We start from the raw sequence: 9,346 nt of genomic DNA on the forward strand, positions 1-9,346 counted from the left end.
TCGTGTCGCGTGAATTCCCCCCGAACCCTGTCAAGTATGCCGCTCGTTCCAGATCCCGGGGGCGAGCGTAAGGAGGACGATATGCCTTGTGGGACGTTACGAGAGAGCCGGTCGCCCCGACCGATTCCTGTTGCAGGTGCGACCCGGCGCGCGAGAGGGGCCGCGATCGCGCTCTCGCTCGCCGTCTTGGTGCCCGGGGCGGTCCACGCCCAGGAGGCATCCAATCCGCGGGGCTCGATGACCGGGCCGACCTCGGCGAAGGGGTACGACTATCCGGGCTTCTCGCTCCACATGAAGGACGTGAAGCCGGCGGACAACATGTACCCGGTGCTGCAGCGGCCGGAGCAGGACAAGGCGGCGGCGGAGAAGCTGTCGGCGTTCGAGGCGAAGGCCGGCAAGAAGCCCAACATCATGATCTTCCTGCTCGATGACGTGGGCTGGATGGATCCGGGCTTCAACGGTGGCGGCGTCGCCGTCGGCAATGCCACGCCGAACATGGACGAGCTGGCGCAGGACGGTCTGCTGTTGACGTCGGCGTACTCCACGCCGTCCTGCTCGCCGAGCCGGGCGACCATCCACACCGGCCAGAACCCGCTGCATCACGGCATCCTGCGTCCGCCGATGTACGGCGAGGCCGGGGGTCTCGACGGCGCGACGACGCTGCCGAAGCTCCTGAAGGCCGAGGGCTACGTGACCCAGGGGGTCGGCAAGTGGCACATGGGCGAGAACAAGGGCTCGCTGCCGCAGAACGTGGGCTATGACGACTATGTCGGCTTCCTCGGCGTCTCGGACATGTACACCGAGTGGCGCGACGTCTATCTGAACCCGGAAATCGCCCTCTCGCCCTCTCGCTTCAAGATGATGGAAGAGGACGAGTTCAACCATACGGAGGTGCATTGCAGCATCGCCGATACGGAAAAGTGCGAAAGCGGCCGGTTGATCGATCTTGATTACATCAAGGATCTCGATCAGCACTGGAAGGATGTGAGTCTCGATTTCATCGAGAAGCAGAAGGACAGCGACAAGCCGTTCTTCCTCTATCATGCCACGCGCGGCTGCCACTTCGACAACTATCCGAGTGACGACTACGCCGGCAAGTCGGCCGCCCACACCGTGTACAGCGATTGCATGGTCGAGATGGACGACATCTTCGGTGCCCTCGTCGATAAGCTGAAGGAGACCGGCCAGCTGGACAACACGCTGATCCTGCTGACGTCGGACAATGGTCCCGAGTGCGAGATCCCGCCGCATGGGCGCACCCCCTTCCGCGGCTGCAAGGGCACGAACTGGGAAGGCGGCGTGCGGGTTCCCACCTTCGCCTACTGGAACGGGATGATCGCCCCCCGCCGGTCGGACGGCCTGTTCGACTTCGCGGACATCCTGCCGACCGTCATGTCCCTCAGCGGTGTGAAGGGGGCCGACCTCGCCAAGCTCTTCGACGCGAAGACCTATATCGACGGCGTGGATCAGGCCTCGTTCCTCCTGGCCGACAAGGGTGAATCGAACCGCCGCAGCCGCCCCTATACGATCAACCAGTATTTCGGCGCGCTCCGCATCGACGAGTTCAAGTACATGTTCACCGGCGAGATCGAGGACTCGATCGTGCAGAAGGGGAGCTGGGGCGGCTTCAGCGGCAGCCTGTTCCACGATACCGGCGGCGCCGTGCTGTTCAACCTGTATGAAAGCCCGCAGGAAGACGTCAACATCGGCGTCCGGCACATCCCGGCGACGGTGCCGCTCATCGGGGCGACGGGCGCCTACATGAGCGAGCTGATGAAGTACCCGCCGCAGTTCAAGATCGGCTTCGTGGGCAACAACCCGGCGATGTACAACCTCGCGCCGGAAGCCCGCGGGGCGATGCAGAAGATGCTCGAGGAGAACGGCGTCGGGCGGCCGACCCCCTAACCGACGAGGCCCAAGCGAAAAGGGCGGGAAGAGCGGACCCCTTCGGGCCGGTTCTTCCCGCCTTGCTTGGGAGGGCGGCTCGGTGCCCGTGATGCCGAGATTGAGAAACGAAGGCGCCGTCCATCGGCTCGCCGGTCAGGCGACGTCGGGGGGCGGCGCCTTTCGCGTTCGGCGCCGAGGCGGCGATCGCGCCGGACGACGTCCCCGCCATCTGTCGCTTCGATCCCGACGGCGGGTCCGGGTCCCCCGTAGAGGCGGTGGGCTCTCTTATGGCTATGGATAGGTCGATCGCCGCGGCCCGCGTCGATCTCAGGCCGTGCTCATTTGTCTTTCGACGCGCAGTGATGGTGAGCTGCAGCGTCACAATGGTTCTTTCCGTGCGTGCGGCGACAGTCAGAACGCGCGTCTGCTCGTCCGTAGTTCGGACTCGCGCTACGTGGCGTGAGCGAGACTCAGTGCATGAAGCGGTTTCATCGTCGGCAGCATTGGTATACCAGTGGCATGTTGGTTCGCCGCCGAACGGTGGAGCGGAGAGTTTGATGGATATGTCTGGCCCGGAGCCCTGGTGGATTGCCGCGAGGGGCGAACCGCCTCGCGACCTCGTGAGTTTTCGTCGTGGATTTCCGGCGATGCAACGCGGGGCCTATCTCAACACGGCGTCCTCCGGCATCGTTTCGCGTGTGGCTGCCGATCGCGCCCAGAGAGTGATCGAGGCGATCTGCCTCGGTGAATTCAGCAAGGAAGAGTCCACGCCGACCCTGCGGTCCGCACGGCAGCGCTTCGCCAGCCTCATCGGGGCCGAGGCCGGCCAGATCGGCGTGGTGAAGAACGTCTCGGACGGGCTGAACGCGGTCGCGACCGCCGTGCCGCCGCGCGGCGAACGGGACAACGTCGTGGTGTGCGCCGATCTCGAGCACCCGAACAACATCTATCTCTGGCAGAAGATGCGCCGGCACGGCGTGGACGTCCGCGAGGTCACGGCCCGTGCCGGCGTGATCCCGGCGGACGAGCTGATCGCCGCGATCGATCAGGACACCCGCATCGTCACGGCCTCGTCGGTGACGTTCACGCCGGGCTTCCGCCTCGACCTCGAGCGGGTCGGTCGGGCGGCGCGGGCGAATGGCGCCTTCTTCCTCGTGGATGCGGTCCAGAGCTGCGGCGTGCTGAGCCACGATCTTGCCGCCGAGAACATCGACGCGCTCGTCACGTCGACGACGAAATATCTCCTTGGCACGGCGGGTCTCGGCTTCGTCGCGGTCGCGCCGGACTGGATCAACCGGCTCGAGCCCGTCTACGTCTCGCGCTACGGTGTCGAGCGCGGTTCCGGGCACGAGTCGGAGATCGAGGGCGGGGACTTCATCTTCAGCCACAACGCCACCCGCTTCGAGGTCGGCAACTACAACTGGCCCGCCATCGCGGCGATCGACTCGGCGGTCGAGGCGCTCCTCTCCGTGGGGCCCGAGCGGATCGAACGGCACGCGGTCGCGCTCGCCGATGCGCTGCGGAACGGGTTTGTCGCGCTCGGCCTGCCGGTGAACGCGCCGGCGGAGCCCGCTCTGCGCAGCCCGATGGTGACGCTGGGGACGCTCGGCGCCGGCGATGCGTACGCGAGCGCGGATGGGATGCTGAACCGGCTCGCCGATGCGCTGCGTGAGGCGGGCGTGCGCTTCTCGATCCGTCGCGGCCTCGTCCGCTTCGGTCTGCACGGCTTCAACGACGAGACGGACGTCGCCCATGTCCTGGACGTCGCTCGGCGGGCGATCGGGTGAGCTGCGGGCGCCTCAGCCCAGCCGCTGGGCGCCCACGCGACTGAAGATTTGCACGCCGGCCGAGATGGCGTTCGAGAGGTGGTCGTAGACCGCTTGCTGGGCCGCCGCCGGATCGCGATCGAGCACGGCGACGAGGATGGCGAAATGCTCGCCGATCGTCGCGTGAATGCGGCTGTGGTCGTGGTCCCGCGTCAGCCGCATCGTCAGCTCGATCTGATCCCGCAGCGTTTCGTGAAAGGCGAGGAGGCGGTCGTTGTGGGCGGCGGCGACGAGCTCGTTGTGGAACTCCGTGCCGGTGTCCTGAATGGTCCGCAGCGGGACGTTGCCGGCGTTCGCGAGCAGGTCCTCGAACTGCGGTTTGAAGGCCGCGAGGGCCGGCGATGGCCCGCGCTGGGCGGCGAGGTAGGCGGCGATCCCCTCGATCCCCATGCGCACCTCGTAGAGCTCGCGGAGCTGGTGCAGGCTGAGGGTGCGCAGGAACGTGCCGCGTCCGGGTATGATCATGACGAGGCCGTCCCGGTTGAGCGCTTTCAGAGCCTCGCGGACCGGCGTCCGGCCGAGGCCCAGCCGCTCGGACAGGCCGCGCTCGCTGATCGGCTCGTCGGGCGCAAGTCCACCTGCGAGGATGAGCGCCCGCAACTCCTCGTAGGCCTTTCGGGCGAGCGGGGCCGTCGCTTGTTGGGTCATCGACCTGCCGTTTCCTTACTGTCTTCGGTGCGTCGAAGCGCCGACGAATCGGCCGTCTCAGCGCCGGGGATCGTCTACGTAGACCGAGGATGCGTGACTTGTCATGGCGCGAGGCTCACCGCGGGGCGTCAGTCGAGCGAGACGGAACGCCCGGCACCCGCACTTTCGGCCCGTCTCCGGCAGATCTCGGCCAGCGCGAGATCGGCGATCGCGAGGCCCTGGACGACGGCGAGCACGCGCTCCGTGGCGGTGCGGCGACCGCGGGCGGGATCCGCGAGCACCTCGCCGAGCGAAGCTGAAAGGCGCGCCTGGAGCGCATCGGGCGTCGTTTCACCGCGACGAACCCAAGCCGAGATCGACCCCAACGTGGTCGCGTAGCCGAGGTCGTCGACGACGAAGCGATCGGCGGCGGCAAGCAGCGCCGCCGGCAGCTCGTGGTTCTCGCCCATGCCGATGACCGTCATGCCCGGCCGGAATGCGAGGGGGTCGAGCACCGGCTCATCCGCGGTGGAGAGAGCGATCACGACGTCGGCGTCCGCCACGGCTTCGGGGATCGACGCGGCGGTGACGCCCTCGCCGGCGGCATCGGCCGCGGCGGTCGCGCTCGACAGGCGGCGGGACGCGACGGTCAGTCGGCCGTCCGGAAAGACCTCGCGAAAGCCGGCGGCGAGGCAGGTGCCGATCCGGCCTGCGCCGATCAGCGCAACCCTGGGAGCCGCGACCCCGCTCAGCAGTCTTGCCGCGAGGAGACCGCTCGCGGCGGTGCGGAGGCGGTGGATGTGGGTCTGCGCGACGAGGGCGAGGGGACGGGCCGTGGTGGGATCCAGCATGTAGCACCAGTGGTGCTCCCCGCCGGCACCGTCCCGGCCGACATCGCCGATCATCCTGAAGCCGAGCGCGCGGAGCGTCGGGACGGAGCCGCCCTTCACCTTGAAGTGGGTGTCCGTCTCCTGCGGGCCGCTGAGGAACATCGCCGCGGGGTTGGACAGCGAAGCGACACCTCCGGCGAGATCGGAGAGGGCGATGCGGCACGCCTCGACGGCGTCCCCCATGGTGGCGAGGCGGGCGGTGGTCGCCTCGCTGATCACCGTCAAGGTTGCGGGCATGGCGTCGCTCCTCATGCCGCCACCGTCCCGGCGTCGGCCGCCGCCTGGGCGCGGTCGAGGCGGACGATCGCGAGCGCCAGCACCTTCACGGCCTCGGCGAAGTCCTCGAGCGCCATCGCCTCGTCGGGATTGTGGCTGCCGTTCGGATTGCGCACGAAGATCATCCCCGCGGGCACGCCGGCGTTGGCGAAGTCGCCGGCATCGTGGCCGCCGCCGCTCGCGATCTCCATGGTGCGGATGCCGAGCGCATCCGCCGCCGCGGTGGTGGCGGCGCGCACCGAGGCTGCCATCGGCGCCGGCGTCACCCGGGAGAAGCGGCCCAGATCGAAGGTGACGCCGCGCCGGGCGCCGATCTCCGCGGCGAGCTTCGGCAGGAACGCCTCCATGATGTCGAGCGTGTCGGTCTCGTGGCTGCGCACGTCGATGCAGAAGTCCATTCGCCCCGGCACCTTGTTGTGGCTGTGCTGGGCGATGTCGGTGTGGACCTTGCCGAAGGTGAGCACCATGTCGCGACCCTCGGCTTCGAGCTCGATCCACATCGCCTCGGCGCGCGACAGGAACTCGGCGACGGCGAGCGCCGCGTCGTGTCGCATTCCGCGGGGAACCGCGCCGGAATGGGCCGTCTCGCCGATGCAGCACGCCGCGCGGGCCCGCAGGTTGCCGCGGATGCCGGTGACGAGGCCGACGCCGATCTCCTCGTACACGAGCACCGGCCCCTGCTCGATGTGGACCTCGAGGAAGGCGGCAACGTCCGCGGGCGCGAAGGTCGCGGTGCCGGCGCGGATCGCGGCGACGTCGCAGCCGAGGTCGGTCATGTGCTCGCCGAGAGTGCGTCCGCTGTCGAAGCGGCGCGAGGAGTCGAGCTCGTCGGCCGGGAGGAGGCCGATCGCGGCGCGCGAGCCGATATGGTGGGTGGAGAACCAGGCGCTCTCCTCGCCCCGCATGCCGATGACGGTGAGGTCGTTCGCCAGCGTGACGTCGGCGCGACGGAGCGCGGCGGCGGCGAGCCAGCCGGCGACGACCCCGGCGAGCCCGTCGAAGTTTCCGCCCATCGGGACCGAATCGAGGTGCGAGCCGGTGACGATCCCCGCTCCCTTCGGCGCCGCCCCAGGCGCCGTGATGATGCAGTTGGCCGCGGCATCGGTGCCGACGACGAGGCCGTGACGGGTCGCCGCCTCCGCAACGCGGCGGAAGGCGATGGTCTCGCCTTCGCCGTAAGAGGGGCGGGTGATGCCGATCTCCGGGTCGGCGGTCTCGCGGGCGAGAGTGGCGAAGAGGTCCGCCGCCTCAGGCATCAGGGCATCGACGGCGGCGGCGATGGCGCTGTCATGAAGCGACATGGCGGGGCTTGTCACGACGCCAGCGCCCCGGTCGCCTCGAGGAAGCCGTCCGCGATCTCCGAGCCGCGCGCCGCCCAGACACCGTCATGCGACATGATGTGCTTGAGGCAGCGGTCGAGGACGCCGATCCGGTGAGCCTGGCCGATCACGAACGGGTGCAGGCTGATGCACAGGACGCGCGCCGAGGTTTGCGATTCGGCGTAGAGCACGTCGAACGCGTCGTAGACCATTCGTTCGAACTCCACCATCGACTGCTTCTGCCGCCACAACGTGCCGCTGTCGTTCAGTTCGAACGAGTAGGGGATCGACACGAGCGGCTTGCCGTCGACGCTCATGCGGTAGGGCTGGTCGTCGTTCACCCAGTCGGCGACGTAGCGCGCGCCGTTCTCGATCAGATAGTCGAGCGTGTTCCAGGTCTCCTGCAGGCCGGAGCCGAGCCAGCCGACGGGACGGGTGCCGCTCGTCTCGGCGATCTGGTCGAACACCTCCTTGACCAGCGCGCGCTCCTCCTCCGGCGGGATCTCGTTGACGCGGTGGGTGTTGGTGCGGCCGTGCCCGATCATCTCCCAGCCGAGCTTCATCATCTCCTCGACGATGATAGGCATGTAGACGCAGACGTCGCTGTTGAGCGCCGCGGTGCCGGGCATGCCGTGCTTGGCGAGGACGTCCATCACCCGCCATATGCCGACGCGGTTGCCGTAGTCTCGCTGCGCCCACTGGCGGACCATCGGCACCGCTTCCCGCCCGGTGGGCCGCTCCTGCGAATCCCCGGGCATCGGCACATCAAGGTGGAAGATTTCGACGTTCGGGCAGAGCCAGACCGCGAGCGTTTTGCCGTTCGGCCACGTCCAATGCGGCCGCTTGGCGATGGCGGAGAACTCGAACGGGCCGTATTTCGCAGGTTTCATGCAATGAGCCTCGTGGGTTGGGGGACGTCGGCGGCCGGCGGCCTCGAGAGATGGATCAGGCCGCGCCGCGCGCCGGCCGGGTTGCTGTGGAGAAGTTGCGGGCGACGGTGCACACCACGGCGGCGGCCTGCACGGCGTCCGCCCGGCTCACCTGATGATGGAAGACGGCGCGCACGTGCGTGCCATGGACCTTGGTGCGCACACCGAGCCGAGCGAGGGCGGCGACCCACGCCGCCGGGGGCATGCCGGACGGGGCGACGTTGAGCCGGACGATGTTGGTCTCCACGACCGCCGGATCGATGACCTCCGGATGCTCCGCGGCGATGTGACTTGCGAAGAGCCGTGCGTTCTCGTGGTCGTCGCCGAGGCGGTCGACCATGGTGCTCAGGGCGACGAGGCCGGCTGCGGCGATCACGCCGGCCTGGCGCATGCCGCCGCCCAGCATCTTGCGCCGCTCGCGGGCCTCCTCGATCACCTCCACCGGGCCGCACAGGACCGAGCCGATCGGCGCGCCGAGCCCTTTCGAGAGGCAGAAGGTGACCGTCACTGCCGTTTCGGCGAGCGCCTCTACGGTCGTGTCGGTCGCGACGGCGGCGTTGAAGATGCGCGCACCGTCGATGTGGAGCGGGACCCCGGCGGCGGCGCAGGCGCGCCCGTAGGCGGCGACTGCCTCGGGTGGGGCAGCGCGGCCGCCGAGGGCGTTGTGCGTCAGCTCGACGACGGCGAGCGCGGGACCCTTCCCGAAGCCGACGCCAACGTCGTCGACGGTCGGCACCGGCGACACCCCGGACCAAAGGTCTGGCTCCAGTCCGGCGACCGAGAATGCCCCGCCCCGCTCCGACAGGACGATGTGGGAATCCTTGTGCGCCACCAGCCGGCCGCCCGGTGTCCCGAGCACGATGGCGGCGATGAGATTGCTCATGGTGCCGCTCGGCACGTACAGCGCCGCGGCCTTTCCGAGCCGCTCGGCGGCGGCGGCCTCGAGAGCGAGCACGGTCGGATCGTCGCGATAGCCGTCGTCGCCCACCTCGGCGTCCGCCATCGCGCGGCGCATCGCGGACGTCGGGGTGGTCACGGTGTCGCTGCGCAGATCGATCATCCCGCTGCGTCATCCGTGCGCTGGGCGAGATAGGCCTCGCAGATTTCCGAGCCGGTCGCCGCCCACACCTCGTCATGGGAGAGGATGTACTCGAGCGCCCGATCGAGCACGCCGATCACCGACGGCTGGCCGATCACGAACGGATGCAGGGCGAGGCACATGACCCGCCCGCTGCCGTTTTGGGCATCGGCGAGCATCACGTCGCAGGCATCGCGGATCATGCGTTCGAACTCGGGCCCCGGCTTGCGCGCCTTCCACAGCACCGGCACGTCGTTGAGATCATAGGAATAGGGGACGCTGACGAGCGACTTGCCGCCGACGTCCATCATGTACGGCTGCTCGTCGTTCACCCAGTCCGAGACGTAGCGGATGCCGTTCTCGAGAAGGTAGTCGAGCGTGTTCCAGGTCTCCTGCAGGCCGGAGCCGAGCCAGCCGACGGGCCGCGTCCCGGAGAGCCCCTCGATGGTGTCGAGGATCTCCTTCACCAGCACCCGCTCCTCCTCCGGCGGCACCTCGTTGAGGCGATGGGTGT

General features: G+C 68.7%; 7 protein-coding genes and 1 pseudogene. 2 read left to right on the top strand and 6 right to left on the bottom strand.

Features of this window, described 5'->3' with window-relative positions; genetic code table 11:
* The first annotated feature begins 237 nt into the window (after positions 1–237).
* Positions 238–1,905: a sulfatase-like hydrolase/transferase gene (locus JCR33_RS22665; RefSeq protein WP_198884425.1), complete on the top strand. Its 1,668-nt coding sequence runs from the start codon at positions 238–240 to the stop codon at positions 1,903–1,905.
* Between the two features lie 365 nt (positions 1,906–2,270).
* The gene (locus JCR33_RS22670; protein WP_198884426.1) at positions 2,271–3,674 is read left to right on the top strand and encodes an aminotransferase class V-fold PLP-dependent enzyme; all 1,404 of its coding nucleotides are present in this window, start codon (positions 2,271–2,273) and stop codon (positions 3,672–3,674) included.
* 12 nt (positions 3,675–3,686) lie between these two features.
* On the opposite strand, the gene JCR33_RS22675 is transcribed toward JCR33_RS22670, so the two are convergent.
* From JCR33_RS22675 to JCR33_RS22700, 6 genes and pseudogenes are all read right to left on the bottom strand, one after another.
* Entirely contained in the window at positions 3,687–4,361 is a 675-nt protein-coding gene (locus JCR33_RS22675) for a GntR family transcriptional regulator (protein ID WP_198884427.1), read from the bottom strand.
* Positions 4,362–4,489: 128 nt separating this feature from the next.
* Positions 4,490–5,467, bottom strand: coding sequence for an NAD(P)-binding domain-containing protein (locus tag JCR33_RS22680; protein ID WP_198884428.1), 978 nt, complete (start codon positions 5,465–5,467; stop codon positions 4,490–4,492).
* An 11-nt stretch (positions 5,468–5,478) separates the two neighbouring features.
* Positions 5,479–6,807 carry a Zn-dependent hydrolase gene (locus tag JCR33_RS22685; RefSeq protein ID WP_198884429.1) on the bottom strand — a complete coding sequence of 443 codons (1,329 nt, stop codon included), beginning with the start codon at positions 6,805–6,807 and terminating at the stop codon, positions 5,479–5,481.
* Between the two features lie 11 nt (positions 6,808–6,818).
* Positions 6,819–7,715 carry a polysaccharide deacetylase family protein gene (locus JCR33_RS22690; RefSeq protein WP_198884430.1) on the bottom strand — a complete coding sequence of 299 codons (897 nt, stop codon included), beginning with the start codon at positions 7,713–7,715 and terminating at the stop codon, positions 6,819–6,821.
* A 55-nt stretch (positions 7,716–7,770) separates the two neighbouring features.
* Positions 7,771–8,814 carry a GntG family PLP-dependent aldolase gene (locus tag JCR33_RS22695; protein ID WP_198884431.1) on the bottom strand — a complete coding sequence of 348 codons (1,044 nt, stop codon included), beginning with the start codon at positions 8,812–8,814 and terminating at the stop codon, positions 7,771–7,773.
* Positions 8,811–9,346: pseudogene (locus JCR33_RS22700) on the bottom strand (polysaccharide deacetylase family protein); the annotation flags it as partial. The gene JCR33_RS22695 and the pseudogene JCR33_RS22700, both read right to left, overlap by 4 nt.

Source organism: Acuticoccus mangrovi (assembly GCF_016411865.1).
Classification (GTDB): domain Bacteria; phylum Pseudomonadota; class Alphaproteobacteria; order Rhizobiales; family Amorphaceae; genus Acuticoccus; species Acuticoccus mangrovi.

Coding starts and splice junctions, on each gene's coding strand:
- JCR33_RS22665 (WP_198884425.1), top strand. CDS start 238: ATGACCGGGCCGACCTCGGCGAAGGGGTACGACTATCCGGGCTTCTCG.
- JCR33_RS22670 (WP_198884426.1), top strand. CDS start 2,271: ATGGTTCTTTCCGTGCGTGCGGCGACAGTCAGAACGCGCGTCTGCTCG.
- JCR33_RS22675 (WP_198884427.1), bottom strand. CDS start 4,361: ATGACCCAACAAGCGACGGCCCCGCTCGCCCGAAAGGCCTACGAGGAG.
- JCR33_RS22680 (WP_198884428.1), bottom strand. CDS start 5,467: ATGCCCGCAACCTTGACGGTGATCAGCGAGGCGACCACCGCCCGCCTC.
- JCR33_RS22685 (WP_198884429.1), bottom strand. CDS start 6,807: ATGTCGCTTCATGACAGCGCCATCGCCGCCGCCGTCGATGCCCTGATG.
- JCR33_RS22690 (WP_198884430.1), bottom strand. CDS start 7,715: ATGAAACCTGCGAAATACGGCCCGTTCGAGTTCTCCGCCATCGCCAAG.
- JCR33_RS22695 (WP_198884431.1), bottom strand. CDS start 8,814: ATGATCGATCTGCGCAGCGACACCGTGACCACCCCGACGTCCGCGATG.